The organism is Pseudomonas sp. AC016, assembly GCF_979253365.1.
In genome coordinates this window covers 3,004,993-3,030,238 of record NZ_CEEDCC010000001.1, presented here as the reverse complement: position 1 = coordinate 3,030,238, position 25,246 = coordinate 3,004,993, and the positions used below count along the sequence as shown (strand labels likewise).

Annotated in this window: 23 protein-coding genes; 12 read left to right on the top strand and 11 right to left on the bottom strand. The window is 60.4% G+C overall.

Going from position 1 to position 25,246, the window contains the following annotated elements:
* Positions 1-42: 42 nt before the first annotated feature.
* The 3 genes from AC0IXS_RS13715 to AC0IXS_RS13705 all read left to right on the top strand — a co-directional run bounded on the left by AC0IXS_RS13715 (position 43) and on the right by AC0IXS_RS13705 (position 3,246).
* Positions 43-1,953: an ATP-binding cassette domain-containing protein gene (locus AC0IXS_RS13715; RefSeq protein ID WP_122571914.1), complete on the top strand. Its 1,911-nt coding sequence runs from the start codon at positions 43-45 to the stop codon at positions 1,951-1,953.
* Positions 1,953-2,546 (top strand): mechanosensitive ion channel family protein, encoded by a 594-nt coding sequence (locus tag AC0IXS_RS13710; RefSeq protein WP_057410065.1) that lies wholly within the window; start codon positions 1,953-1,955, stop codon positions 2,544-2,546. The genes AC0IXS_RS13715 and AC0IXS_RS13710 overlap by 1 nt, the downstream gene beginning before the upstream one ends.
* Before the next feature lie 67 nt (positions 2,547-2,613).
* Positions 2,614-3,246, top strand: coding sequence for a LysE family transporter (locus tag AC0IXS_RS13705; protein WP_057410064.1), 633 nt, complete (start codon positions 2,614-2,616; stop codon positions 3,244-3,246).
* A gap of 72 nt (positions 3,247-3,318) precedes the next feature.
* Here the strand turns inward: AC0IXS_RS13705 and AC0IXS_RS13700 are convergent, their stop codons facing one another.
* Genes AC0IXS_RS13700 through AC0IXS_RS13685 form a run of 4 tightly spaced genes read right to left on the bottom strand, consistent with a single transcriptional unit; the run spans position 3,319 to position 6,471 of the window.
* Positions 3,319-4,059 (bottom strand): hypothetical protein, encoded by a 741-nt coding sequence (locus tag AC0IXS_RS13700; RefSeq protein WP_004886867.1) that lies wholly within the window; start codon positions 4,057-4,059, stop codon positions 3,319-3,321.
* 3 nt (positions 4,060-4,062) lie between these two features.
* Entirely contained in the window at positions 4,063-4,650 is a 588-nt protein-coding gene (gene lpoB, locus AC0IXS_RS13695) for a penicillin-binding protein activator LpoB (protein WP_057410062.1), read from the bottom strand.
* Positions 4,651-4,688: 38 nt separating this feature from the next.
* Positions 4,689-5,060: a YcfL family putative periplasmic lipoprotein gene (locus AC0IXS_RS13690; protein ID WP_449123788.1), complete on the bottom strand. Its 372-nt coding sequence runs from the start codon at positions 5,058-5,060 to the stop codon at positions 4,689-4,691.
* 13 nt (positions 5,061-5,073) lie between these two features.
* Positions 5,074-6,471 (bottom strand): COG3014 family protein, encoded by a 1,398-nt coding sequence (locus AC0IXS_RS13685; RefSeq protein ID WP_057410060.1) that lies wholly within the window; start codon positions 6,469-6,471, stop codon positions 5,074-5,076.
* A 354-nt stretch (positions 6,472-6,825) separates the two neighbouring features.
* Between AC0IXS_RS13685 and AC0IXS_RS13680 the strand changes: the two genes are divergently transcribed.
* Positions 6,826-8,724 (top strand): cytochrome c/FTR1 family iron permease, encoded by a 1,899-nt coding sequence (locus tag AC0IXS_RS13680; protein WP_191953864.1) that lies wholly within the window; start codon positions 6,826-6,828, stop codon positions 8,722-8,724.
* Between the two features lie 242 nt (positions 8,725-8,966).
* Here the strand turns inward: AC0IXS_RS13680 and elbB are convergent, their stop codons facing one another.
* Together elbB and AC0IXS_RS13670 are read right to left on the bottom strand one after the other, a co-directional pair.
* Positions 8,967-9,635, bottom strand: a complete 669-nt coding sequence (gene elbB / locus AC0IXS_RS13675) for an isoprenoid biosynthesis glyoxalase ElbB (RefSeq protein WP_057409984.1) — start codon at positions 9,633-9,635, stop codon at positions 8,967-8,969.
* Positions 9,636-9,789: 154 nt separating this feature from the next.
* A complete protein-coding gene (locus AC0IXS_RS13670) occupies positions 9,790-10,449 on the bottom strand; it encodes a DedA family protein (RefSeq protein ID WP_057409983.1) in 660 nt (219 codons plus the stop codon).
* Positions 10,450-10,679: 230 nt separating this feature from the next.
* Here AC0IXS_RS13670 and hemB point away from each other — a divergent pair, with 230 nt between their 5' ends.
* Together hemB and ppk1 are read left to right on the top strand one after the other, a co-directional pair.
* Positions 10,680-11,690, top strand: a complete 1,011-nt coding sequence (gene hemB / locus AC0IXS_RS13665) for a porphobilinogen synthase (protein WP_004886850.1) — start codon at positions 10,680-10,682, stop codon at positions 11,688-11,690.
* A 16-nt stretch (positions 11,691-11,706) separates the two neighbouring features.
* Positions 11,707-13,917, top strand: a complete 2,211-nt coding sequence (gene ppk1, locus AC0IXS_RS13660) for a polyphosphate kinase 1 (RefSeq protein WP_122667935.1) — start codon at positions 11,707-11,709, stop codon at positions 13,915-13,917.
* Here the strand turns inward: ppk1 and ppx are convergent.
* The 5 genes from ppx to AC0IXS_RS13635 all read right to left on the bottom strand — a co-directional run bounded on the left by ppx (position 13,904) and on the right by AC0IXS_RS13635 (position 18,906).
* Positions 13,904-15,406 (bottom strand): exopolyphosphatase, encoded by a 1,503-nt coding sequence (ppx, locus tag AC0IXS_RS13655; RefSeq protein ID WP_025996723.1) that lies wholly within the window; start codon positions 15,404-15,406, stop codon positions 13,904-13,906. The genes ppk1 and ppx overlap by 14 nt on opposite strands.
* A 650-nt stretch (positions 15,407-16,056) precedes the next feature.
* The gene (locus AC0IXS_RS13650; RefSeq protein ID WP_025996722.1) at positions 16,057-16,791 is read right to left on the bottom strand and encodes an amino acid ABC transporter ATP-binding protein; all 735 of its coding nucleotides are present in this window, start codon (positions 16,789-16,791) and stop codon (positions 16,057-16,059) included.
* Positions 16,778-17,428, bottom strand: coding sequence for an amino acid ABC transporter permease (locus AC0IXS_RS13645; protein ID WP_032633167.1), 651 nt, complete (start codon positions 17,426-17,428; stop codon positions 16,778-16,780). Before AC0IXS_RS13645 ends, AC0IXS_RS13650 begins: the two co-directional genes overlap by 14 nt.
* Positions 17,425-18,090 (bottom strand): amino acid ABC transporter permease, encoded by a 666-nt coding sequence (locus AC0IXS_RS13640; protein WP_449121907.1) that lies wholly within the window; start codon positions 18,088-18,090, stop codon positions 17,425-17,427. The genes AC0IXS_RS13645 and AC0IXS_RS13640 overlap by 4 nt, the downstream gene beginning before the upstream one ends.
* A gap of 30 nt (positions 18,091-18,120) precedes the next feature.
* Positions 18,121-18,906, bottom strand: coding sequence for a transporter substrate-binding domain-containing protein (locus AC0IXS_RS13635; RefSeq protein ID WP_004886829.1), 786 nt, complete (start codon positions 18,904-18,906; stop codon positions 18,121-18,123).
* A gap of 251 nt (positions 18,907-19,157) precedes the next feature.
* On the opposite strand from AC0IXS_RS13635, the gene AC0IXS_RS13630 reads away from it, so the two are divergent.
* From AC0IXS_RS13630 to AC0IXS_RS13605, 6 genes are all read left to right on the top strand, one after another.
* A complete protein-coding gene (locus AC0IXS_RS13630) occupies positions 19,158-19,862 on the top strand; it encodes a FadR/GntR family transcriptional regulator (RefSeq protein ID WP_122667934.1) in 705 nt (234 codons plus the stop codon).
* A gap of 122 nt (positions 19,863-19,984) precedes the next feature.
* The gene (trxA, locus tag AC0IXS_RS13625) at positions 19,985-20,314 is read left to right on the top strand and encodes a thioredoxin TrxA (protein ID WP_004886824.1); all 330 of its coding nucleotides are present in this window, start codon (positions 19,985-19,987) and stop codon (positions 20,312-20,314) included.
* 231 nt (positions 20,315-20,545) lie between these two features.
* Complete coding sequence (gene rho, locus AC0IXS_RS13620) at positions 20,546-21,805, top strand: transcription termination factor Rho (RefSeq protein WP_004886821.1); 1,260 nt, start codon at positions 20,546-20,548, stop codon at positions 21,803-21,805.
* Between the two features lie 130 nt (positions 21,806-21,935).
* Positions 21,936-23,402 (top strand): 4-hydroxy-3-polyprenylbenzoate decarboxylase, encoded by a 1,467-nt coding sequence (ubiD, locus tag AC0IXS_RS13615; protein ID WP_004886819.1) that lies wholly within the window; start codon positions 21,936-21,938, stop codon positions 23,400-23,402.
* Entirely contained in the window at positions 23,402-24,370 is a 969-nt protein-coding gene (locus AC0IXS_RS13610; RefSeq protein ID WP_471824881.1) for a CDP-6-deoxy-delta-3,4-glucoseen reductase, read from the top strand. Before ubiD ends, AC0IXS_RS13610 begins: the two co-directional genes overlap by 1 nt.
* 207 nt (positions 24,371-24,577) lie before the next feature.
* The gene (locus AC0IXS_RS13605; RefSeq protein ID WP_004886814.1) at positions 24,578-25,246 is read left to right on the top strand and encodes a gamma-glutamylcyclotransferase; all 669 of its coding nucleotides are present in this window, start codon (positions 24,578-24,580) and stop codon (positions 25,244-25,246) included.

The following is a 25,246-nucleotide window of genomic DNA, read 5'->3' as shown; positions in this document are numbered from 1 at the left end:
ATCTCCCTGTCCGGGACGAAGCTGGTAGACTCCGCCGCCATTATGATTCGACTTCAAAGCCTTACCTTACAGCGTGGTCCGCAACGTCTGCTAGAAGACGCCGAGCTGACCCTGCACGCCGGCCATAAAGCCGGTCTGATCGGTGCCAACGGCGCCGGTAAATCCAGTCTGTTCGCCTTGCTGCGCGGCGAGCTTACGCCCGATGCCGGTGACTGTCTGTTGCCCGCGGACTGGCGCATCGCTCATATGCGTCAGGAGGTCGACACACTCGAGCGCCTGGGCGTCGATTACGTGCTTGACGGCGACGTGCGTCTGCGCGAGGTTCAGCGCTTGCTGGCTGAAGCCGAAGCGGCGCAGGACGGTGCCGCCCAGGCGCGTCTGCACTCGGAGCTCGACAGCGCTGACGGTTATACCGCCGACGCTCGCGCTCGCAAGCTGCTGGCGGGCCTCGGGTTCACCAACGAGCAGATGGAGCGCCAGGTCGGCAGCTTCTCGGGTGGCTGGCGCATGCGTCTGAACCTGGCGCAGGCCCTGATGTGTCCGTCGGACCTGCTGCTGCTCGACGAACCAACCAACCACTTGGACCTCGACGCGATCCTGTGGCTCGAAGACTGGCTGAAAAGTTATCCGGGCACGCTGCTGCTGATCTCTCACGACCGGGATTTTCTCGATGCAGTGGTCGATCACATCGCGCATGTCGAGCAACGCAAGATCACGCTCTACCGTGGTGGCTACAGCGCGTTCGAGCGCGCCCGTGCGGAACGTCTGGCCCAGCAGCAACAGGCCTACGAGAAACAGCAGGTGCAGCGTGCGCACATGGAAAAATACATCGCGCGCTTCAAGGCCCAGGCCACCAAGGCCCGTCAGGCCCAGAGCCGGATCAAGGCACTGGAACGCATGGAAGAGCTGTCCGCTGCGCACGTGGATTCGCCCTTCAACTTTGTTTTCCGTGAGTCCGACAAGATCTCCAGCCCGTTGCTGGACCTGTCTGAAGCGCGTCTGGGCTACGGCGACAAGACCGTCCTGGAGAAGGTCAAGCTGCAACTGACGCCGGGCGCGCGTATCGGTCTGCTCGGGCCGAATGGCGCGGGCAAATCGACGCTGATCAAAAACCTGGCAGGCGAACTCTCACCGCAGAGCGGCCGACTGGTGCGCGGCGAGAACCTGACCGTGGGCTACTTTGCCCAGCATCAACTCGATTCGCTGGACGCCAAGGCCACGCCACTGTTGCACTTGCAGCGCCTTGCGCCGACCGAGCGCGAGCAGACCTTGCGTGACTTTCTCGGTGGTTTCGACTTCCGCGGCGCGCGTCTGGATGAGCCGGTGCTGAACTTCTCCGGTGGCGAAAAGGCGCGTCTGGCGCTGGCTCTGATCGCCTGGGAAAAGCCCAATCTGTTGCTGCTCGACGAACCCACCAACCACCTGGATCTGGAAATGCGCCTCGCGCTGACCATGGCACTTCAGGAGTTTGGCGGCGCGGTACTGGTGGTCTCTCACGATCGGCACTTGCTTAAAAGCACCACCGATGACTTCCTGCTGGTGGCTGATGGTCGCGTTCAGGAGTTCGATGGCGATCTGGACGACTACACACGCTGGCTGGCTGACTATCGATTGCGCAACGCGCCGGTCAGCAATACACCGGTCAACGCCGACAAGACCGACAAGAAAGCCCAGCGTCAGCAGGCTGCGGCCCTGCGTCAGCAACTGGCCCCGCACAAACGTGAGGCCGACAAGCTGGAGCGCGATCTGGGCACGCTGCACGAAAAGCTCGCCAAGGTTGAAGAGGCACTGGCCGACAGCGCCAACTACGATGCCGCCAACAAGGACAAGCTGCGCGACCTGCTGGCCGAACAGGCCAAATTGAAAGTACGCGAGTCCGAGCTGGAAGACGCCTGGATGCAGGCGCTGGAGTTGCTGGAGTCGATGCAGGCCGAGCTGGAAGCCTTGTCGTGATGGAGATGTTGGGTTTGCCGGTCTCCGCTTACTGGGTAGAACCGATTCTGCTGGGCTTGCAAATCCTGCTGATTCTGTTGGCAGGTTATGTACTGCAGCGGGTCGTTGGACGTTTTCTGACCGGTCTGGGCGAGCGCTACCCGTTGCCGCCCGAGCTTCTGGTGCCGGTACGTGGCGGCCTGCGCTGGCTGATCATGGGCAGTGCCTTCGTCTTTGTGCTGGGGCGTCTCGGCGTTTCAGCCACTGTGTTGTGGACGGCCTTGTCCGGGTTTGTGGCGGTTGCTGCGGTGGCGTTCTTTGCCATGTGGAGCGTGCTGTCCAACCTGCTGTGCGCGATCCTGATCTTCACCATCGGACCGTTCCGCATTGGTGATCTGGTCGAGCTGGTCGACACGCTGGACAAGCCGGGCGTGAAGGGCCGTGTGGTTGCAATCAACCTGATGTTCACCACCCTGATCGAAACACCGGAAGCTGGCGGTGCGCTGGTCCAGGTGCCCAACAGCCAGTTCTTCCAGAAGTCGGTTCGCCGCTGGCGCGGGAGCGAACTGTACCCTCAGTCCGCGAATCCGGCTCCGCAGGACGAGCAGGACTAGAAATCATTGGTCATGCAGACCATTACGCACTAATTTAGCGGGCATTCGATTCTGCTTGAGGTGCGTGATGGCGCTTGAAACGTGGCTGGGCTTCTTCGCAGCCTGCTGGATTATCAGTCTTTCTCCTGGTGCAGGCGCTATCGCCTCGATGTCGTGCGGCCTGCAATACGGCTTTCTGCGCGGCTACTGGAATGCACTCGGCCTACAGATTGCGCTGGTGGCACAGATTGCGATCGTCGCGGCAGGTCTGGGCGCGGTGCTTGCAGCGTCGGAGCTGGCGTTCACGTTGATCAAGTGGTTCGGCGTCGCGTATCTGGTCTACCTGGGCATCAAGCAATGGCGAGCACTCCCCTTGGACCTATCCGACGAGCCGACGACTCGTCCCGTCGGCAGTATCTGGAGGCTGGTGCTGCGTGGCTTTCTGGTCAACATCAGTAACCCCAAGGCGCTGGTGTTCATGCTGGCGATCCTGCCGCAGTTCGTTGATCCGGCCGCACCGATGCTGATCCAATACGTGATCATCGCGGCCACTATGGTGGTCGTGGATCTGATCGTGATGGCGGGCTACACCGGGCTTGCCTCGAAAGTCCTGCGCGCACTGAAAACCCCGCGTCAGCAGCGTCGTCTGAATCGTAGCTTTGCCAGTCTGTTCGTAGGGGCCGCGGCTTTCCTCGCGACGTTGCATCGCGGCACGGCGTAATAGAAGCATCGCGAGCGCGCTCGTTTGGCTCGAGCGGCTCGCGACGGTTTTAAAGGACCTTTAATCCTCGCCTTAGCGCAGAATTTTAGGCGCCTCGTCTCTCGGCAGGTTGTTGTGCTGCGGCTGTTGCCCGGTGTATTCCACCTCGCCGCGCAGTTGCTCTCGCAGCTGGCGGGCCACGTCTTCGCCTATCGATTTCGAGACATCGCGAACCACCCGAGGGCGGTTGAGCGAGACCTTGATGTCCCGGCCATTCACCAGCTTGGTGTCCTGGCCTTCGCCCATTGCGGTGAAGGCTGAGGTGACTTCATAGGTGCGCGTATTGATCAGGCTGAAATCCGCCACCAGCGTCAGGCCAAGAATGGCCGAATGCGAATTGGTATTGGCGATCTCACCGATATCCTGCTGGAAATCGATGTCCGAGACGGTGCCGAACAGCACGTAGTCCGCGCCCTTGAAGCTGCCGTTCTTGATGCGCTTGATGACGTCGTAAACGTCTTCCTTGGACCCGGCGGTGTACGGCGTGGCCTGCACCAGCTGGAACATCCCGGACTTGATGATCTCGCCCTTGATGTCGCCGCTGAATTTGCGCAGTTCGGTCTGCTCGATGTAGCTGGTGCGTGACTCGTACTCGTCGTAACTCGACGAGCCGCTGGCGCTGTAGTAATTGGCCTGCATGTTACTGCGTGCCGACACGGTGTGGATGTACTGCTCCACGCGTTCCTGATAAGCCAGGTCCGTGACCGCGATTTTTGGCGCGGCCTGCGCTGCAAAAGCGCAAGCCATGCCGATAATGCCGATCCATGCGCGCATTGATTAACGCTCCGTGGTTTTACGAATTTCTTTCTCGTCCATCCATTCGGCCAGGCCGCTTTCAACGTCGATCAACTGCAGGCTGAATTTGTAAAAGACATCCTTGTAGTCGCTGCTGCGCTTGACGATGGAGCTGATCGAGCCTTCCAGACGGTATTTGGCAGCGACCATGTTGCCGGTCTTGGCGACAGTGGTCTTCTTGTACAGACCGCTCTGGTTCTGCAGCTTGAGCTGATCAACCTGGTTCTGCATCTGATTGTCGTCGCTGGCAAAACGGGCAGTGCCGCTTTTCATCAACTGGGTCTTGATCGACGTGGTGATCTCGCGGGTATCGATGTACTCGCTGGTCTTGTTCTTCACGTCGTAGACCTGAACCACCGGGCGACCCTGCAGGGTGCCGGACTGAGCCAGGGAGCGGGTCATGCTTTCGGCGATCATCTGCAGATCGGTAGAGCCGAACTCGTTGGTCACGGTTTCGACGGCCTTGGTGTCGCCGTAGCTGATGTTCTTGCTGCCCAGACCGGGCGAGTTGTTGGCACAGCCTGTAACCAGCAGGGCGACGGCGGCGATGGAGCAGAAGCGTGTGAGCATTGAGACGTTCTCCAGAACTGGGCGAATAGGTGTGCGGATCAAGGCGTGTTGATTTCGATGCGGAAATCGGTCGCGCGGGGAACCGGCGCGATGGCAGGCAGCACAGTGCTTTGCGAGCCATACAGCGTCATGCTTTTCCAGCTTTCCTCATCGGCAATCGGGAAGCCGTCATTGCCCAGCCAGGCAAAGCGGTAATACATCATCCTGTTGCGGCTGCTGGTGTTGGTCAGTTGCGCCTTGACGGTCAGAAAGCCGTTTTCGCGTGCGACGCGCATGGCGCCGACTTCGATGTATTGGGTGTCGCCCATGGACACCACTTTGCTTGCAGCGCTGCCCGGTGCGGGCGGCGGAGGCGTCGCGCAGCCCGCAAGCAGTGCAACGGTCAGCGCGCCAAAAATCTTCATGCGCATGGAAAATCTCCGATCAGGGTTGTTTGGCGGTGGCAATGGCTTGCGGAACGTTCGACGGCATGACCTGAGCGGCCAGACTGCCCGCATAGACCTGACTGCCCAGTGCACGCAGCGGGATTACCTGATAGCGCTGGTCGACCTTGACGCGGACATGCGAGCCGCCCAGTGCGTTGGGCAGAATGATCTGGTGCTCACCCTGGGTCAGGCGCAGGCGCGCCACCAGTGTGTTGTCCGGCAACGTGCGCCAGGTGCGGGTGTCGGCGCCTTCGGTGATGGCCGAGGCGATGCCGACGGCAAGGCCCGCCAGCGGGTTGGTGTCGTTGATCTGCTTCTGGGCCACGCCGCGAGTAATGGCGCGCACGGTGGTACGCAGGATAATGCCCGGCATGTCGTCGCGCAGTGCTCGGCGAGACATGTCGGTGGTGCTGTTGAGCAAGGTCAGGTTCAGCGGCTGGCCGTCCAGCGTGATCTGGTTGAACGCCGGGGTTGTGGTGTCCGGTTTGATGACCGGGAACGACAGCGGCGTGATGACCAGATTGCCGCTGATAGGCAGTGGCAACGGAATGCGGACCGAGTCGCGCGCCGGGGCAAAGCCGCTCTGCACGACGATCAGAACTTCGCTGTTGCCGTCCTTGCTGGCTGCTGCATCGAGGTCCTTGAGGGCCTGTTCCAGCAACGGCGTATTGGGGCGCAGTTCGGCGGCCTTGCGATAACCCGGTGCTGCGAGGCCTTTCTCGCCGAGCGCTTCATAGACAAAACCGGACAGGTAATGGCTGAACGCGCTCTGGTAGCTGTTCTTCAGGCTGACGACTTCAGGGGCGTCCAGCGAGGCGACAGGGTAGCCGCGCAGGTCCTTGAATTCGGTCTTCACGCCCCGGTTCTCGGCTTCCTGCTCGCTCTTGAGGTATTCCTTGTCGCGCAGCTCGGCGATGACCGCTTCGCGCTCGTGCGTCTTCTTGATCTCGGTGCGGGCACCGTCAAAATCGTTGCGCGCCAGCTGGTTGAGCGCCATCTGGGTGGTGAGCATGACCTTTTCATAGTCATAGCCTTCGTAGCGGCGCACCTTGTCGTTGATCAGGAAGCTGCCGAACTGCGCGAGGTATTTGTCGGTGTCGAGCTTGACCGACTCTTCCCATTTGAACACCACCAGATCGGCAGCACGCCAGGCCGTCTGGCTGCCAGCGAAGTCACCCTTGGCGCGCAACAGCTCGCCCTTCTCGAAGTAATAGAGAAGGTCCTTGTCTTCACCGGTGTTGTTCTTTTCCAGCGTGCCGATCGCTGCGTCCACATTGCCGCTGGCCAGCTGCTGATTAGTTTGTTGCAGCTCGGTGTCGTAGTTGCGAAAGGCAGAACAACCTGCCAGTTGAACAGCGGAAATCAGCGCGAGCGCAGTCAAGGCACGAGAAGGCATGACGTTCTATTCCCTTAGGTGACAGCCGGGGCGGGCTGTCGGAATCCAGATGGCCGAACAGGAGTTGTTCGAGCGTAAGACCGCTTCGCATGATTGGATCGAGCGGTGCGGGCGCGGGATTATAAGCTCCGGGAACCATAGAGCAATGGCTTTTTGATATCCCACAGGGATTGCAGACGTTTCCTACCGCTTGAGCGGGGTCTGAGCAGCGCAGACTTCAAGGGGGGACTGCCGTTTTTAAGAAGTAACTGCGCGCGGTCGTAAAACTCTGTAACAAAAAAGCGTCCGGAGTATTGAGTAGCGTCTGATTGACGTGAACAATGCAACGCATCGCATTCTTATTGAGATTCACCAATGCACCTGCACTCTCGTTCACTCGTCCGGCTTCTGGCCTCCATGATGCTGCTGTGCAGCTTCGGTGCGCTGGCCGATCCCGTCGAGGGCGCAGCTCAGGCGCTGCATGTGCTGGATTACCTCAGTGCGGACTATCCGGCGACGGTTGCGGACGGCAAGGTCATCGACAGTGCCGGGTACCAGAAGCAGATCGACGCGTTGAACGCGCTTCAAAGCCTGATCGTTGCGCTGCCGCAGCGGACCGAACGTGCCGAGCTTGAGAAGGGCGCAGCTGACCTCAAGGGCGCCGTGGACAAGCGACAGGACGGTACGCTCGTGGCGCGACAGGCCAGGCAGCTGGGTGCAAGGCTGGCGCTGGCCTATGAAGTCAGCCAGGCACCGGCCATTACGCCGGATCCTGCACGCGGCGCGCCGCTGTACGCGCAGCACTGTTCGGTCTGCCATGGCGACACGGGCGCCGGTGATGGTCCCGCCGGTATTGGCCTGGAGCCTGCGCCGGGCGACCTGCGCGACGCCGCACGGCTGGATCGCCTGAGTCTCTACAGCCTTTACAGCGCTACGGGTCTGGGTATTGCGGGCACTGACATGCCGGCGTTTGCCGACCAGTTGGATGATCGCCAGCGCTGGGACATCGCTACCTACATTGCCAGTTTCAGTGCGCAACCTGTCGCGACTCCGACCAAGACATTCAACCTTGCGGACCTGGCGCGCCAGACGCCTGCGGAGATTCAGGCTGCCGAAGGCCCTGAAGCGGCCGCCACATTCCGCGCTCAGCGCTCACAGCCACCGCAGGTGCAACGTGGGCCTGCGCAGTTGCTCGATTACACCAGCGCGACCCTGGACAAGAGTCTGGCCGCCTACCGATCAGGTGATCGGGAGCAGGCTTATGACCTGTCGGTTGCGGCCTATCTGGAAGGCTTCGAACTGGTCGAGAGCTCGCTGGATAACGTCGATGCCGATGTTCGCAAGGACACTGAAAAAAGCCTGATGGCTTATCGTCAGTCCCTGCAGGACGGCCTGCCGGTTCCACAGGCGGCGCAGAAGCTGGAAGCAGCCAAGGCCAAGCTGAAACAGTCGGCTGACTTGCTGGGCAGCGACGGCCTGAGCCTGTCGTTGAGCTACATCTCGGGCTTGCTGATTCTGCTACGCGAAGGGCTGGAAGCGATTCTGGTGCTGGCGGCGATTCTGGCGTTTCTGCGCAACACTGGACAGCAATCGGCGGTGCGCAGCGTCAACGTCGGCTGGGGCCTGGCGCTGCTGGCAGGCCTAGCAACCTGGGCGCTGGCCGCCTATGTCATCGACGTGAGTGGCGCGCAGCGTGAGCTGCTGGAAGGTGCGACCGCATTGTTCGCCAGCGTGATGGTGCTGTGGCTGGGCGTGTGGATGCACGACCGACGTCATGCCGCAGCCTGGCAGGATTACGTGAAGAGCAGTCTGGTCGGCGGCGGTGGGCGTTTCGGCTTCGCCGTACTGGCGTTCTTCTCGGTGTACCGCGAACTGTTCGAAGTCATTCTTTTCTACGAGACCCTGTGGCTCCAGGCAGGTCCGGCAGGCCATAACGCAGTGCTGGCAGGCGGCGCGACAGCGCTGGTGCTGCTGGTCGGTCTGGCGTGGATCATCCTGCGCGGCTCGGCGAAGCTGCCATTGACGCTGTTCTTCGGCATCAACGCAGCCCTGTTGTGCGCGCTCTCGGTGGTGTTTGCCGGACACGGCGTCAAGGCCTTGCAGGAAGCCGGCGTGTTCGGCACCCGGCCGGTGCCATTCTTCGAATTCGACTGGCTGGGCATTCACGCCGATGCGTATTCGCTCGGCGCACAGGCCATCGCACTGACAGCGATTGCAGTGCTGTATGGCCGCAGTCGTCTGGCGGAGAAACGCAGGCTTGAGACCGCAGGGTAAAACACGTATCTGTGGTTGCAGCGGTTGCAGCAAGACCTGGTGAGCGCAAGCATGGGCATGATCGGCGTGCCTGAGATCACGCTGATCGTTCCCGCGCTCTGCGTGGTAACGCCTCTCAGGACGCTCCGCGTCCGGCCGTGTGACGCAGAGTGTCACGGGATGCATGCCCACGCGATGGGCACGATCAGTGTTGAGGCAGACTTGCTTGGGGCGCGGAGAGCACGGCCCTCAGCCGCGCATTCTCACGCGTCCTGTTCCTGAGTCAGTTCCAGCACGCGATCAACCAGTTTGTTGATGCCTGACGCTGCTTCGCTGATGCTTTTGGCGACCATGTAGGCCGGGGTGCTGACCAGTTTTCGCGCTTCGTCTTCCACAATCTCCGACACGTCGCAGTCCTGATGCGCACCGCCCATTTTGGTGATGGCTGCTGCCGTCTCCGGGTCATTGCCGATGGTGCAAATCACGCCCGGGCCATAGATCTTGGCAGCGAGGGCCGGGGTGATGCAGATCAGCCCGACCGGCTTGCCTGCCAGCGCAAAGGCTTCAGCCAGCGCCAGCAATTCTGCATTGACCTGGCAGGCCTGGCCCTGTTGTGCAAAGTCCGACAGATTCTTCGCCGAGCCAAAGCCGCCCGGAACGATCAGCGCGTCGAAATCGTTGACGTCGGCCTCACGCAAGTCCTTCACTTCGCCGCGCGCGATACGTGCCGATTCGACCAGCACGTTGCGGGTCTCAGGCATGTCTTCGCCGGTCAGGTGGTTGACGACATGGTGCTGCGCGATGTTCGGCGCGAAACATTGCACCTGCGCACCACGCTGGTCGAGGCGCAGCAGGGTCAGGACGCTTTCGTGGATTTCGGCACCGTCATAGACGCCGCAGCCGGACAGGATCACAGCCACTTTCTTTTGCATGATTTCGACTCCTTGGTCATGACGCATCTACCAATGGAACACATTGAGCGTCATCTGTTCAGTGTCGGGTCTTGTCGAGGCGGGATCAGGCGGGGAGGGGCGCTGCATCCGGGCGAGGTGTTTTGACCTGCGCCCGGAAAAATCAGGAGGGGATTCAGTCGTCGGACTTTTTCTTCAGATCGAGAGGGGCTTCGACCGGCATGTCCAGATCCGAGGCTGCTGAAGATGCGCAGCATTGTCTCTCTTCGCGGGCCTCGCGGGCGATGCGGGCATTCTTGATGCGGCGACGCAGCCACAGGCCCAGGCCCAGAAGAATCAGAGCGCCTAGCACCCAGAGTTCGTATTTCTTGACGTTACCGAGCAAGCCTTCCAGCACGGCGCCGAAATGATACGCCGCCGAACCCAGCGCTGCGGCCCAGACTGCCGCACCGATGCCGTTGAGCAGCAGATAGCGTGCTGGCGGATACCCGGACAGGCCGATGGCCACCGGCATGACCGTTCGCAGTCCGTAGACGAAGCGGAAGCTCAGCACCCAGATGTCAGGGTGTTTGCGCACAAGCCTCAACGCCTTGTCGCCCATGAGCTGCCAGCGAGGTTTTCGGGCAAGCAGTTTGCGGCCATGCTTGCGCCCCATGAAATACCACAGCTGATCGCCCGCGTAGCTTCCGCAGAAGGCCACGAGGATGACGATGTTGAGGTCCATGTATCCGCGGAAAGCCAGAAATCCGGCAAGAACCAGAATGGTCTCGCCTTCAAAGAAGGTGCCGAGGAAGAGGGCGAAGTAGCCAAACTCATTCAAGAAATTCTGGAGCATTGTCTGGATGCTGGCGAAATGAACGCGCAGCCTAACGCGCCCAACGCAAGGATGAAAGTGTCCATATGTGTCTCGACGTTAAAGATTCTTGCAGTGACAATGGTCCTTTCTCTCCAGTTGCGCCGCTGCGGCCTGCAGTCGCAGGTCGAACCATGACTGTCACACATTGGTCATAATGGCGGCTTATAACTGTCGCGCTTGCCCGCGTATGCGGGCTCAGGAGTCTCGCCGTGAGCTTTACCCCCGCTAACCGCCTGTTTCCTCTCACTCGTCTGCGCCGTAATCGCCGCGACGACTTTTCCCGTCGGCTGGTTCGTGAAAACGTTGTCACCGTCGACGATCTGATTCTTCCCGTATTCGTACTCGATGGTGAAAACCGTCGTGAAACCGTGGCTTCGATGCCGGGCGTCGAGCGTCTGAGTGTCGATCTGCTGCTCAAGGAAGCCGAAAGCTGGGTCGCGCTGGGCATTCCTGCGCTGGCGCTGTTTCCGGTCACTCCACCTGAAAAGAAATCCCTGGATGGCGCCGAAGCCTGGAACCCGGAAGGCATCGCGCAGCGTGCCACACGTGCCCTGCGTGACCGCTTCCCCGAGCTGGGCGTCATCACTGACGTGGCACTGGACCCGTTCACCACGCACGGGCAGGACGGCATTCTCGACGAAGAAGGCTACGTGCAGAACGACATTACGGTCGACGCGCTGGTCAAACAGGCCCTGTCCCATGCCGATGCCGGCGCGCAGGTGGTTGCCCCGTCCGACATGATGGACGGTCGTATTCAGGCGATTCGTGAAGCGCTGGAACTGGCCGGACACGTCAACGTGCGGATCATGGCCTACTCGGCGAAATACGCCAGCGCCTATTACGGTCCGTTCCGCGATGCGGTAGGTTCTTCACTGAACCTGGGCAAGGCCAACAAGGCGTCCTATCAGATGGACCCGGCCAACAGCAATGAAGCGCTGCATGAAGTGGCTGCCGATCTGTCTGAAGGCGCGGACATGGTGATGGTCAAGCCGGGTATGCCGTACCTGGACATCCTTCATCGGGTCAAGGATGAGTTCAAGGTGCCGACCTTTGTGTATCAGGTCAGTGGCGAATACGCCATGCACATGGCTGCAATCCAGAACGGCTGGCTGAGTGAAGGGGTGATTCTGGAATCCCTCACCGCCTTCAAACGCGCAGGAGCTGACGGCATTCTCACGTATTTTGCCGTACGCGCTGCTCAACTGCTGAAAGGGCAATAGCCTCACAGGAACATTCATGAATACCGAAGGACTCATCGAAGCCGCTGTTGAAGTCAATGTTCAGGAAGCTGCTCCCGTGGTCGAACCTGACATCGAGGTAGTACCGGCCATCGAGCCACCCGCTGCCACTGTGCCTGCCGTTGTCGCGCCGAACCTGGACGACACCAGCCTGTACATCCATCGCGAACTGTCCCAGTTGCAGTTCAACATACGGGTTCTGGAGCAGGCGCTCGATGAGTCCTACCCGTTGCTGGAGCGGCTGAAGTTTCTGCTGATCTTCTCCAGCAACCTCGATGAGTTCTTCGAGATTCGTGTCGCGGGCCTCAAGAAACAGATTACCTTTGCTCGTGAACAGGCCGGTGCCGACGGTTTACAGCCGCACCAGGCGCTGGCCCGCATCAGCGAACTGGTTCACGGTCATGTCGACCGCCAGTACGCGATCCTCAACGATATTCTTCTGCCGGAGCTGGAGAAACACCAGGTCCGCTTCATTCGTCGCCGTCACTGGACCGCCAAGCTCAAGGCCTGGGTCCGTCGTTATTTCCGCGACGAAATCGCGCCGATCATCACCCCGATCGGCCTTGACCCGACGCACCCGTTCCCGTTGCTGGTCAACAAGAGCCTGAACTTCATCGTCGAGCTCGAAGGTATCGATGCCTTCGGCCGCGACTCGGGCCTTGCGATCATCCCGGCGCCGCGTCTGCTACCGCGCATCATCAAGGTGCCCGAAGAGGTTTGCGGACCGGGCGACAATTTCGTGTTCCTGTCGTCAATGATCCACGCTCACGCTGATGACCTGTTCCAGGGCATGAAGGTCAAGGGCTGCTATCAGTTCCGCCTGACCCGTAACGCCGACCTGGCGCTGGATTCGGAAGACGTGGAAGACCTTGCGCGCGCGCTGCGCGGCGAATTGTTCTCGCGCCGCTATGGCGACGCGGTGCGCCTGGAAGTGGCGGACACCTGTCCAAAGCATTTGTCGGACTACCTGCTCAAGCAGTTCAACCTGACCGAGTCCGAGCTGTATCAGGTCAATGGCCCGGTCAACCTGACGCGTCTGTTCAGCATCACCGGTCTGGACAGCCATCCGGAGCTGCAATACCTGCCGTTTACGCCGGCGATCCCCAAGCTGCTGCAGAACAGCGAAAACATTTTCAGCGTGATCAGCAAGCAGGACATTCTCTTGCTGCACCCTTTCGAGTCCTTCACGCCGGTGGTCGACCTGCTGCGTCAGGCTGCGAAAGATCCGCATGTGCTGGCCGTGCGTCAGACGCTGTATCGCAGCGGCGCGAACTCGGAAATCGTCGATGCGCTGGTCGATGCGGCGCGTAACGGCAAGGAAGTCACCGCGGTGATCGAACTGCGTGCCCGCTTCGACGAAGAATCCAACCTGCAACTGGCCAGCCGTCTTCAGGCCGCCGGTGCGGTGGTGATTTACGGCGTGGTGGGTTTCAAGACCCACGCCAAGATGATGCTGATCCTGCGCCGTGAAGCGGGCGAGATCGTGCGTTACGCGCACTTGGGTACCGGTAACTATCACGCTGGCAACGCCCGCCTGTACACCGACTACAGCCTGCTGACTTCCGACGATGCATTGTGCGAAGACGTCGGCAAGCTGTTCAGCCAACTGATCGGCATGGGCAAGACGCTGCGCATGAAAAAGCTGCTGCACGCGCCGTTCACGCTCAAGAAAGGCATGCTCGACATGATCGCCCGCGAGACGCAGTTCGCGGTGGACGGCAAACCTGCGCATATCATCGCCAAGTTCAACTCGCTGACCGATCCGAAGATCATCCGCGCGCTGTACAAGGCCAGTCAGTCAGGCGTGCGTATCGATCTGGTAGTGCGCGGCATGTGCTGCCTGCGTCCGGGCATCGCCGGGGTCTCGCACAACATCCATGTGCGCTCGATCATCGGTCGCTTCCTGGAGCACACCCGGGTCTTCTACTTCCTCAACGGCGGCGACGAGCAGATGTTCCTGTCGAGTGCCGACTGGATGGAGCGCAACCTCGACAAGCGCGTCGAGACCTGCTTCCCGGTGGAAGGCAAGAAATTGATCCTGCGGGTGAAGAAGGAGCTGGAAAGCTACCTGACCGACAACACCCACAGCTGGCTGTTGCAGTCTGACGGCCGTTACGTGCGCAGCACGCCGACCGGTAACCAGAATGCTCGAAGCGCCCAGGCGACCCTGCTGGAGCGCCTGAGCAACCCGGTTCTCAGCGTACGCTGAAGACGATGCCGACTCGGGTCAGCCACTCCGCTTCCAGCGCGAAGTCGGCCTGAGTCAGCTGGTTATTTTCCAGCCAGCCGTCCGGGAACTCTGCATCCAGGTTCGGACCGTCGGCGCGTAGCACCACGCGTGGCATCTCCTGGGTGCCACGGATGTGGTGGAACAGAATCGCGAAGCGCAACAGCACGCACAGGCGAATCAGCTTGATGCCTTCATCGCCGAACTCGGCGAACTTGTCCTTGGGAATGTTACGGCGATGGCCGCGCACCAGCAGCGCGAGCATTTGCTGGTCTTCGCGTGAGAAACCGGCCAGGTCGGAGTGCTCGATCAGGTAGGCGCCGTGCTTGTGGTAATGATAGTGGGCGATGTCCAGCCCCACTTCATGCACCTTGGCGGCCCAGCTCAACAGCTCGGCATAACTCTCGTGCTGCAGGTCCCAGCTGTCGGCGACCTGTTCCAGGGCATGCAATGCCTTGGCTTCGACGCGAGCGGCCTGCTCCATGTCGACGTGGTAGCGTTCCATCAGCGACGTCAGGGTACGTTCGCGCACGTCTTCGTGATGATGGCGACCCATCAGGTCATACAGCACACCTTCACGCAGCGCACCTTCGCAGTGGTCCATGCGCTTGAGTTCGAGGGCGTCGAAAATCGCTTCCAGAATCGCCAGACCCGCCGGGAAAATCGCGCGGCGGTCAGGCTTGATGCCGTCGAAGTCGATCTTCTCGACGTCGCCCAGTTTAAACAGCTTGCGCTTGAGCCAGGCCAGCCCTTCGGCGTTGACCTCGCCTGCGCCATAGCCATTGGCCTTGAGCGCCACGCCGATCGCGCGAATGGTGCCGGACGAACCGATGGCTTCATCCCACTTCAGGCGATGCAGCGCGTGCTCGATGCTCATGATTTCCAGGCGGGCGGCGGTGTAGGCCTGCGCGTAGCGGGCCGGTGTCACCTTGCCGTCGCGGAAGTAGCGCTGAGTGAAACTCACGCAGCCCATCTGCAGGCTTTCGCGCAGCAGCGGCTCGAAGCGCTGGCCAATGATGAACTCGGTACTGCCACCGCCGATGTCGGCCACGAGGCGTTTGCCGGGGGTGTCTGCAAGCGTGTGGGAGACGCCCAGATAAATGAGGCGTGCTTCTTCGCGGCCGGATATGACTTCCACCGGGTGGCCGAGGATTTCTTCGGCGCGATGGATGAAGTCGTTGCGGTTGCGGGCTTCGCGCAGGGCGTTGGTGCCCACGATGCGCACGGCGCCGAGCGGCAGGCCGTTGATCAGTTGGGCGAAGCGCTTGAGGCAGTCGAGGCCCCGCTGCATCGATTCTTCAGTGAGCTGGCGCTCTTCGGTAATTCCGGCTGCCAACTGCACCTTCTCGCCCAGGCGCTCAAGAATGCGAATTTCGCCCTGATTGGCTTTTGCCACAACCATATGGAAGCTGTTGGAGCCCAGGTCGATAGCGGCGATCAGTGAAAGATTCTTGGGTTTAGAGTGCGGCATGGTCTGGCAATCCCGTTCGATAACCGCGCCATCGTGCCACGATCCACCTCTGCCGCCAACGCGAAGGTGCCCGGGCGGCGGAAATACCCGGTATTACTTCGTCAGCTGATTGCCTGATCATTCCCATGCTTTGCGTCGCAACGATCAAATTCGGCGCGCTGATACCGATCGTTCCCATGCTCCGCGCTTGGCGTTATACACAAGTCCTCCTGGAGGAATACGATGATGATCGTTCCTACGCTCTGCGTGGGAATGCCTCCCAGGACGCTCCGCGTCCGCTCTGGAATGTGGCGCAGATGTGTGCCCAAGCTCCAGCGTTATCCACGTCATGCGCTCGGCTCACTGAATCCGCAATCTGTGCCATTTGTGACGCGGAGCGTCACGGGATGCATGCCCACGCGGAGCGATGGGCACGATCAGTGTCGAGGCGGACTTGTGTATAACGATGAGCGCTCTGCGTGGGAATGCCTCCCAGGACGCTCCGCATCCGCTCTGGAATGTGGCGCAGATGTGTGCCCAAGCTCCAGCGTTATCCACGTCATGCGCTCGGCTTACTGAATCCTCAGTCTGTGCTATTTGTGACGCTCCGCGTCCGCTGTTGACGTAAAGCGCAGCGACAGGCGCAATCAGCAAGATACGGATGATGTGTCTCACGCCTGTTCCACGGTCCCGATAAAATTGGCCAGTTCCGGCGTCTTGGGGTTGGCGAACAGTTCTTTCGGGTCGCCCACTTCATGCACCTTGCCCTCGTGCATGAACACCAGTTTGTCGCCCACTTCCCGGGCGAAGCGCATTTCGTGGGTGACCATGATCAGGGTCATGCCGTCAGCAGCCAGCTGGCGCACGACGCTGAGCACTTCGTTGACCAGTTCCGGGTCCAGCGCCGAGGTGATCTCGTCGCAGAGCAGCACCTTGGGTGACATGGCCAGCGCCCGGGCAATGGCTACGCGTTGCTGTTGCCCACCCGAAAGGCGGTCCGGGAACGCATCGAACTTCTCGCTCAACCCGACCCGCTCCAGCATCTGCCTGGCCAGCTTCGCAGCCTCGGCCTTGGGCACCTTCTGTACGACCTGCGGCGCGAGCATCACGTTTTCGCCCACGCTCAAGTGCGGGAACAGGTTGAACTGCTGAAACACCATGCCGACCTTCTGCCGCAACGTGCGCAGATCGGCGCGGGCAGCGTCCAGGTACTCGCCATCGACTTCGATCACGCCGTCGTTGATCGACTCCAGCCCGTTGAGCGTGCGCAGCAGCGTGCTCTTGCCCGAGCCGCTGCGACCGATGATTGCCACCACCTGGCCTTCTTCAACGGATAGGTCGATGCCTTTGAGAACGTGATGGTCGCCGTAGTATTTGTGCAGGGCGGAAATTCTAAGCAGAGGCATGCAGTCTCCTTTCCAGATGACGCGCGCAGAGCGACAACGGATAGCAAAGGATGAAATAGCCCAGGGCGACGAAGCCGTAGACCATGAAAGGTTCGAAGGTGGCGTTGGCCAGCATGCTGCCGGTCTTGGTCAGTTCGGTGAAACCGATGATCGAGGTCACGGCCGTGCCTTTGACCACCTGTACCGAGAAGCCGACCGTCGGGGCGATGGCAATACGCAGCGCCTGCGGCAGGATCACGTAACGCATCTGCTCGAACGGGGTCAGGGCCAGACTCGCCGACGCTTCCCACTGACCCTTGGAAATCGATTCGACGCAGCCGCGCCAGATTTCGGCCAGATAGGCGCTGGTGAACAACGTCAGCGCCAGAGCGGCTGCAGCCCAGGGAGAAATGTCCATTCCCATCAGCGCAACGCCGAAGAACACTAGAAACAGCTGCATCAGAAGCGGTGTGCCTTGAAACAGCTCTATATATAAGCTGGCTGCCACGCGCGGCCCGGATTTCTCCGAGGTGCGCATGCCCATCACCAGCAGGCCGATCAGCCCTCCGCCGATGAAGGCCACCAGCGACAGGGCCACCGTCCATTGCAGGCCGGTCAGCAGATTGCGCAGGATATCCCAGAGGGTAAAGTCCATCAGTTGCTCCTCGAGATGTAGCGACGTCCGATCCAGGCCAGCAACTGACGAATCAACAGCGCCATGCACAGGTAGATCAGCGTGGTGACGATGTAGGTCTCGAACGAGCGGAAATTACGGGACTGGATGAAGTTGGCGAAAAAGCTCAGCTCCTCCGTCGCGATCTGCGAGCAGACCGCCGAGCCCAGCATCACGATGATGATCTGGCTGCTCAACGCCGGCCAGACCTTGCGCAGCGCCGGAACCAGCACGACGTAGCGAAAGGTCTCGTAGCGGCTCATCGCAAGGGCTGCCGAGGCTTCAAGCTGTCCTTTGGGGATCGCCTGGATGCCGGCCCGGATGATTTCCGTCGAGTAGGCCCCCAGATTGATCACCATCGCCAGCACGGCGGCCTGCCATTCCGATATCTGCATGCCCAGTGAAGGCAGGCCGAAAAAGATGAAGAACAGCTGGACCAGAAACGGCGTATTGCGGATCAGCTCCACGTACACCGCAAAGATCGTCGCAAAGGGCTGGATCTTCCAGCCCTTTACGACGGCACCGACGATCCCCAGGCTGACGCCGAGCACGGTGCCAATGGCCGTCAATTCCAGCGTGAATAATGCCCCGCGCAACAGCAGATCAATGTTCTGCAGAACCGGTGCAAAGTCGAAGTGATAAGCCATTGGCAAACCCTGTGAATCAGAAAACGGTGATCAGAGATCGGCTGGCAGTGGCTGCTTGAGCCAGGTGGTGGAAGCCTTTTCCAGCGTGCCGTCAGCCTTGGCGGCATTCAGGATCTCGTTGACCTTGCCCAGCAGTTCCGGCTGACCCTTGTTCACGCCGACATAGACAGGCGAGTCCTTGAGTTTCACTTTCAGCGCCGGGATGCGCTTGGGGTTGCGCTCGCTGATGGCAACCATCACCACGTTGCCGCTGGCGATCAGGTCGGTCTGACCGGCCAGGTAGGCGGCGATGGTGGAGTTGTTGTCTTCAAAGCGCTTGATGGTCGCGCCCTGTGGAGCGACGGCCGACAGTTCGATGTCTTCAATCGCACCGCGAGTGACGCTGATGGTCTTGCCATTCAGGTCGGCGATTTCCTTGACCGGCGAATCAGGCGGACCGAACACGGCGAGGTAGAACGGCGCGTAGGCGCGGGAGAAGTCGATGACTTTCTCGCGGTCCGGGTTCTTGCCCAGGCTCGAAATCACCAGATCGACCTTGCCGGTGGTCAGAAACGGGATGCGGTTGGTGCTGTTGACGGGCGTCAGCTCAAGCTTGACCTTCAACTTGTCGGCCAGCAGTTGCGCGGTGTCGATGTCCAGGCCGCGTGGCTTCATGTCCGGACCGACCGAACCGAAAGGCGGAAAGTCCTGGGGGACGGCAACTTTCAGGGTGCCGCGCGCTACGACGTCGTCCAGGCCATTGGCGTGGGCTGGCGCCTGGCTCAGCATCAGGCTGGCAAACAAGGCAGTAAGCAGGGCGCTGTAACGCTTGGTCATGAGAACTCTCCGGGCGGAACGAAAGATGTTGGCCGTTCACCCAGTGCACAGCCCATGCCACCCACTCTGTTTGCACCGAAACTCAAGGTGTGCAGCCTGATTTTGGTCTTACTGGTCTGAACAGTTGGCGCGCGGTTCGCCCTGCTTTGGAGCGCCTTAAACCCAAGCCGCCCCAGCGCTGGGCGTCGCTTGCCGAATGATCGGGATGGCGCTAAAAGGGCTTTTTACTGGACTGACTGGCCTGAACAGTGATGCCGCATAATTCGCTCGCCGTACCGGAATCAGCCCTCAGGGCCATCCGCAAGCTGATTGATGAACAGGGCTACAAGCCCGGCGACAGCCTGCCGTCGCAGCGCGATCTGGCGGCATTGCTGGGTGTCAGCCGTGCTTCGCTGCGCGAGGCGCTGTCATCGCTCAGTGCGCTGGGCGTGGTGAGTGTGCAGCCCGGCAAAGGTGTGTTCGTGCAGTCGTTTTCTGAACCAGAACGGCGCACGAGCGGATTTTCCTGGCCTTTTGATGCTCAGGTTTCTCCGGCAGATACGTTTCAGTTGCGTTATGCGCTGGAAGGCTTTGCCGCCGGTCTGGCGGCCGTGACGCTGACCGCCGACGAACGGGACGTGCTGGAAGATAACGTCGAGGCCATGCGTCTGGAGCTGCGCGCTGGCGATTTCGAAGCGGCCGCACGTCTGGATTTCGAGTTTCACCGGCATATTCTGGTGGCCAGTGGCAATCAGGCCATGCTGGGGATCGTGACCGCAGGTGCCGATATCTTCCTGGAAAGCCAGAAGATGCCATTCATAAGGGCTGCAAGGGTGATGGAAACCTGGCAGGAGCACCGCAAGATCCTTCGTGCGCTGGCCCGACATGCTTCAGGACCTGCGCAAAAGGCCATGCATGAGCACATCAGAGGTGCTGCCCTGCGCACCGGCATTGTTTTCGTTTCGCCTTCGAGCTAGTGATGAGCTATAACCTGACTCATAGACCATCATAGCCAGACTCAATGATCCTTCGCTTCCTGAATGTCATAAGGCCCGCTATGATGAGCGTCGTTTTTTAGCCTACGAACTCGGAGACATCCATGAGTAGCGACAAGATCAAACACGTCACCGACGCCAGCTTCGAAGCCGATGTACTGAAGGCTCAAGGCCCTGTACTGGTCGACTACTGGGCTGAGTGGTGTGGCCCCTGCAAGATGATTGCCCCGGTTCTGGACGAAATTGCCAGCACTTACGAAGGCAAACTGACCGTCGCCAAACTGAACATCGACGAAAATCAGGAAACCCCGGCCAAGCACGGCGTTCGCGGTATCCCGACTCTGATGCTGTTCAAGAATGGCAACGTCGAGGCTACCAAAGTAGGCGCTCTGTCGAAGTCGCAGCTCGCTGCCTTCCTCGACGCCAACATCTGAAGTGCCCCAAGGCCCTGCGAATAGCGGGGCTTTTTTTCATGTGCCGTACTAGACTCCTTCAAAATCGAGTGGTACATTCGGCCCCGCAACGGCTTCTCCGTTGCCCCCTGCTAGCCGTCGCCGACGCTCTCCTTTCGATTTAGTACGCGATCCTGTCGCCTTCTCTGCGGCGCGGCCTCATTAAGCCAAAAGCTTAATTTCCCCCTCCATACACGATTACGTCATTCCCATATGAATCTGACTGAACTCAAGCAAAAGCCGATTACCGATCTGCTCGAAATGGCCGAACAGGCTGGCATAGAAAATATGGCCCGTTCGCGCAAGCAGGATGTGATTTTCTCCCTGCTCAAAAGGCACGCTAAAAGTGGCGAGGAAATTTCAGGTGATGGCGTGCTGGAGATCCTCCAGGACGGCTTCGGCTTCCTGCGCTCTGCAGACGCTTCCTATCTGGCCGGCCCGGACGACATCTATGTTTCCCCGAGCCAGATTCGCCGCTTCAACCTGCGCACCGGCGACACCATCGTTGGCAAGATCCGTCCTCCGAAAGAAGGTGAGCGTTATTTCGCTCTGCTCAAGGTCGACACGATCAACTACGACCGCCCGGAAAACGCCAAGAACAAGATTCTGTTCGAAAACCTGACGCCGCTGTTCCCGAACGTGCGCATGAAGATGGAAGCCGGTAACGGTTCCACTGAAGACCTCACCGGTCGTGTCATCGACCTGTGTGCACCGATCGGTAAAGGCCAGCGTGGTCTGATCGTTGCTCCGCCGAAGGCGGGCAAGACCATCATGCTGCAGAACATCGCGTCGAACATCACACGCAACAATCCGGAAGTGCACCTGATCGTTCTGCTGATCGACGAGCGTCCGGAAGAAGTGACCGAAATGCAGCGCACCGTGCGCGGCGAAGTGGTTGCCTCGACCTTCGACGAACCGCCAACCCGTCACGTACAGGTTGCCGAAATGGTGATCGAAAAGGCCAAGCGCCTGGTCGAGCACAAGAAAGACGTCGTCATCCTGCTGGACTCCATCACCCGTCTGGCCCGTGCCTACAACACCGTCATTCCGAGCTCCGGCAAGGTACTGACCGGTGGTGTCGATGCGCACGCTCTGGAGAAGCCAAAGCGTTTCTTCGGTGCTGCACGTAACATCGAAGAAGGCGGCTCGCTGACCATCATCGCCACCGCACTGGTTGAAACCGGTTCGAAGATGGATGAAGTCATCTACGAAGAGTTCAAGGGTACAGGCAACATGGAGCTGCCTCTGGATCGCAAGATCGCGGAGAAGCGTGTGTTCCCGGCCATCAACATCAACCGCTCCGGCACACGCCGCGAAGAGCTGTTGACCGCTGATGACGAGCTGCAGCGCATGTGGATCCTGCGCAAGCTGCTGCACCCGATGGACGAGGTCGCTGCGATCGAGTTCCTGATCGACAAGCTCAAGCAGACCAAGACCAACGATGAGTTCTTCCTGTCGATGAAACGCAAGTAACAGACGGGTCGGTTCAAGAAATGGCATCCTTCGGGGTGCCATTTTTTTTTGGCCGCCGTTTGGCTCATTAGCTGCCTTGAAAGCTAAGAGCAGGTACGATGTGCGTCTATTTGGATAAGTGGCCGGGTTAATGAAATTCAAAGATCTAAGGGATTTCGTACAGCAGCTTGAGCAGCGCGGAGAGCTGAAACGCATTCAGATGCCGATTTCGCCCGTGCTGGAAATGACCGAGATCTGTGATCGCACGTTGCGCGCCAAGGGCCCGGCCCTGTTGTTCGAAAAGCCGGTCGGCTTCGATATTCCGGTGCTGGGCAACCTGTTCGGCACGCCTGAGCGCGTTGCCATGGGCATGGGCGCCGAGGCCGTCAGCGAATTGCGTGAGATCGGCAAACTGCTGGCCTTCCTCAAGGAGCCCGAGCCGCCCAAGGGTTTGAAAGACGCCTGGTCCAAGTTGCCGATCTTCCGCAAGGTCATCGCGATGGCGCCCAAGGTCGTGAAAGATGCGCCCTGTCAGGAAGTGGTCATCGAAGGCGATGACGTCGACCTCGGCATGCTGCCTGTCCAGACCTGCTGGCCGGGCGACGTTGCACCTCTGATCACCTGGGGCCTGACCGTTACCAAAGGCCCGAACAAGGAACGCCAGAACCTGGGCATCTATCGCCAGCAGGTCATCGGCCGCAACAAGATCATCATGCGCTGGCTCAGCCATCGCGGCGGCGCGCTGGATTTTCGTGACTGGTGCGCCAAGCATCCAGGCGAACCCTATCCGGTCGCGGTGGCGCTGGGCGCTGACCCGGCGACTATTCTGGGTGCCGTGACCCCGGTGCCGGACAGTCTCTCTGAATACGCCTTTGCCGGCCTGTTGCGCGGTTCGCGCACCGAGCTGATCAAGTGCCGAGGCAGCAACCTGCAAGTGCCCGCCAGTGCCGAAATCGTGCTGGAAGGCGTGATCCATCCAGGCGAAATGGCGGATGAAGGTCCTTATGGCGACCACACCGGCTATTACAACGAAGTGGACAGCTTCCCGGTGCTGACCGTCGAGCGCATTACTCATCGCATCAAGCCGATCTACCACAGCACCTACACCGGCCGTCCACCGGATGAGCCGGCGATTCTGGGCGTCGCCCTGAACGAAGTGTTCGTGCCGATCCTGCAGAAGCAGTTTCCTGAAATCGTCGATTTCTACCTGCCGCCCGAAGGCTGCTCTTACCGCATGGCCGTTGTGACCATCAAGAAGCAGTATCCCGGCCATGCCAAGCGCGTGATGCTGGGCGTCTGGTCATTCCTGCGACAGTTCATGTACACCAAGTTCGTGATCGTCACCGACGACGACATCAACGCCCGCGACTGGAATGACGTGATCTGGGCGATCACCACGCGCATGGACCCCAAGCGCGACACCGTGATGATCGACAACACACCTATCGACTATCTGGACTTCGCCTCGCCGGTGTCCGGTCTGGGCTCCAAAATGGGCCTGGATGCGACCAACAAGTGGCCGGGCGAAACCAGTCGGGAGTGGGGCCGGGCCATCGTCAAGGATGAGGCCACCACACGCCGGGTCGACGAGATCTGGGATCAGTTGGGAATCAAGTGATGCGCGTAACCTTGCAGCCCTCCGGGGCCGTGCTGGAAGCCTTGCCGGGTGAACGGATTCTCGATGCCGCACAGCGTCTGGGCTATGAATGCCCGCAGAGCTGTCGCAATGGCAACTGCCACGTCTGCTCGGCGCTGCTGGTCGAAGGCCGGGTCATGCAGTCGGGTCAGGAACACGATCACGGCGAGATCTACACCTGTCTGGCCGAGCCGCTGGAAGACTGCGTGGTGCTGTGGGACGGCGTGCTGGCCAAGGGCGAGCTGCCGGTGCGCAGTTTTGCTTGCCAACTGAGCGAATGCGTCGAGGTCGGTGGCGATGTCTGGCGTGTGGGGCTGCGCGCTCCGGCAGGCAAGGCGCCGCGCTACCATGCCGGACAATACCTGATGATCGAACGTGAGAATGGCGAGAAATCAGCGTTCTCAATTGCCTCGGCTCCTCATCAAGGACGTGATCTGGAGCTGCACGTTCTGGTGCGCGAAGACAGCGCGCGCAGCCTCATCGAGCAATTGCAGCGCAACGCGATGGCTCGGGTCGAACTGCCATTTGGCGACACCCACCTGGCCGAGCTGCCTGACGGGCCGCTGGTTCTGATCGCCGCAGGCACTGGCATGGCGCAGATGAGCAGCCTCATCGAGCATTGCCGCGTCACGGGCTTCAGTCACCCGGTGCATCTGTACTGGGGCGTGCGACGTCCCGAAGACTTCTACGACATCAGCCACTGGGACGAATGGGCGAAACTGCCCAATCTGTTCCTGCACAAGGTCGTCAGCGACCTGTGCGGCTGGGAAGGGCGCTGCGGCATGCTGCATGAGGCGGTCTGCGACGACATCAAGGATCTTTCGGCGGTGCACGTTTATGGCAGCGGCTCGCCTGCGATGATCTACGGCACCCTCGACGCGCTGGTCAGCGCCGGTATGGACGCCCATCAGATGCGTGCGGACGTGTTTGCCTACGCGCCGCGTCCCTGATACCTGACTGACGGTGGTCCGGCTGGATTGTAAATTGCTTGGATCCGCTTATAGCGTCTGGCGATGTCAAATCGTCGCCAGATTCTTTTTGGCACAAAGGCCATTGGCCTATAGCGAAGAACGTACCACGACACCCTGAGGCCGCTCGCCCCTGAGCGATTCAGCGGGGCTCGGCAAAGACTGGCAGCCAGACTGTCAGGGAGGCAAATGGAGAACCCAATCAACGAACTGGCCGTGGCCGTACACGACGGTCTGGGCCTGACGTATCCACCTGTCATCGATCTTGGCCCGCAACTGACGCGTGAGCAGTTGCTCGCATCCATGGACGCCACCATGAAGCGTCACAAGGGTGGTCCGGTCTGGCTGTTCGCCTACGGCTCACTGATCTGGCGACCTGAATGCACCGCCGTCGAGCGTCAGCGCGGACGGGTGCATGGATATCATCGCGGTTTGTACCTGTGGTCCCACGAGCACCGCGGCACGCCGGAGGTTCCTGGGCTGGTGTTTGGTCTGGATCGTGGCGGCTCCTGCACCGGCTTTGCCTATCGGCTGCCGGACGAGTGTCTGGAAGACTCGTTGCTGGCTCTCTGGCAGCGCGAGATGCCTTATCCCTCCTATCGCCCACACTGGCTCAGCTGCCGTCTTGAAGATGGCAGGCAGGTTCAGGCGTTGGGGTTCGTGCTGGAGCGGCATTTGCCGAGCTATGCCGGCAATCTGCCGGACAGCGTGCTGAGCCAGGTGCTGGCCAGCGCAAGCGGGCGGTATGGAACCACCCGCGATTACGTTGAGCAGACCGCCATCGCCCTACGCAGCCACGCCATGCCGGATCTGCATCTGGAGGCGCGGCTCAAGCGGTGTCAGTCAGCGACGGCCTGA

What these genes read in the sequence shown, in the direction of transcription:
- AC0IXS_RS13715 (WP_122571914.1), top strand. Translation starts at nt 43, where the DNA reads ATGATTCGACTTCAAAGCCTTACCTTACAGCGTGGTCCGCAACGTCTG.
- AC0IXS_RS13710 (WP_057410065.1), top strand. Translation starts at nt 1,953, where the DNA reads ATGGAGATGTTGGGTTTGCCGGTCTCCGCTTACTGGGTAGAACCGATT.
- AC0IXS_RS13705 (WP_057410064.1), top strand. Translation starts at nt 2,614, where the DNA reads ATGGCGCTTGAAACGTGGCTGGGCTTCTTCGCAGCCTGCTGGATTATC.
- AC0IXS_RS13700 (WP_004886867.1), bottom strand. Translation starts at nt 4,059, where the DNA reads ATGCGCGCATGGATCGGCATTATCGGCATGGCTTGCGCTTTTGCAGCG.
- lpoB (WP_057410062.1), bottom strand. Translation starts at nt 4,650, where the DNA reads ATGCTCACACGCTTCTGCTCCATCGCCGCCGTCGCCCTGCTGGTTACA.
- AC0IXS_RS13690 (WP_449123788.1), bottom strand. Translation starts at nt 5,060, where the DNA reads ATGCGCATGAAGATTTTTGGCGCGCTGACCGTTGCACTGCTTGCGGGC.
- AC0IXS_RS13685 (WP_057410060.1), bottom strand. Translation starts at nt 6,471, where the DNA reads ATGCCTTCTCGTGCCTTGACTGCGCTCGCGCTGATTTCCGCTGTTCAA.
- AC0IXS_RS13680 (WP_191953864.1), top strand. Translation starts at nt 6,826, where the DNA reads ATGCACCTGCACTCTCGTTCACTCGTCCGGCTTCTGGCCTCCATGATG.
- elbB (WP_057409984.1), bottom strand. Translation starts at nt 9,635, where the DNA reads ATGCAAAAGAAAGTGGCTGTGATCCTGTCCGGCTGCGGCGTCTATGAC.
- AC0IXS_RS13670 (WP_057409983.1), bottom strand. Translation starts at nt 10,449, where the DNA reads ATGCTCCAGAATTTCTTGAATGAGTTTGGCTACTTCGCCCTCTTCCTC.
- ppk1 (WP_122667935.1), top strand. Translation starts at nt 11,707, where the DNA reads ATGAATACCGAAGGACTCATCGAAGCCGCTGTTGAAGTCAATGTTCAG.
- ppx (WP_025996723.1), bottom strand. Translation starts at nt 15,406, where the DNA reads ATGCCGCACTCTAAACCCAAGAATCTTTCACTGATCGCCGCTATCGAC.
- AC0IXS_RS13650 (WP_025996722.1), bottom strand. Translation starts at nt 16,791, where the DNA reads ATGCCTCTGCTTAGAATTTCCGCCCTGCACAAATACTACGGCGACCAT.
- AC0IXS_RS13640 (WP_449121907.1), bottom strand. Translation starts at nt 18,090, where the DNA reads ATGGCTTATCACTTCGACTTTGCACCGGTTCTGCAGAACATTGATCTG.
- AC0IXS_RS13635 (WP_004886829.1), bottom strand. Translation starts at nt 18,906, where the DNA reads ATGACCAAGCGTTACAGCGCCCTGCTTACTGCCTTGTTTGCCAGCCTG.
- AC0IXS_RS13630 (WP_122667934.1), top strand. Translation starts at nt 19,158, where the DNA reads ATGCCGCATAATTCGCTCGCCGTACCGGAATCAGCCCTCAGGGCCATC.
- trxA (WP_004886824.1), top strand. Translation starts at nt 19,985, where the DNA reads ATGAGTAGCGACAAGATCAAACACGTCACCGACGCCAGCTTCGAAGCC.
- rho (WP_004886821.1), top strand. Translation starts at nt 20,546, where the DNA reads ATGAATCTGACTGAACTCAAGCAAAAGCCGATTACCGATCTGCTCGAA.
- ubiD (WP_004886819.1), top strand. Translation starts at nt 21,936, where the DNA reads ATGAAATTCAAAGATCTAAGGGATTTCGTACAGCAGCTTGAGCAGCGC.
- AC0IXS_RS13610 (WP_471824881.1), top strand. Translation starts at nt 23,402, where the DNA reads ATGCGCGTAACCTTGCAGCCCTCCGGGGCCGTGCTGGAAGCCTTGCCG.
- AC0IXS_RS13605 (WP_004886814.1), top strand. Translation starts at nt 24,578, where the DNA reads ATGGAGAACCCAATCAACGAACTGGCCGTGGCCGTACACGACGGTCTG.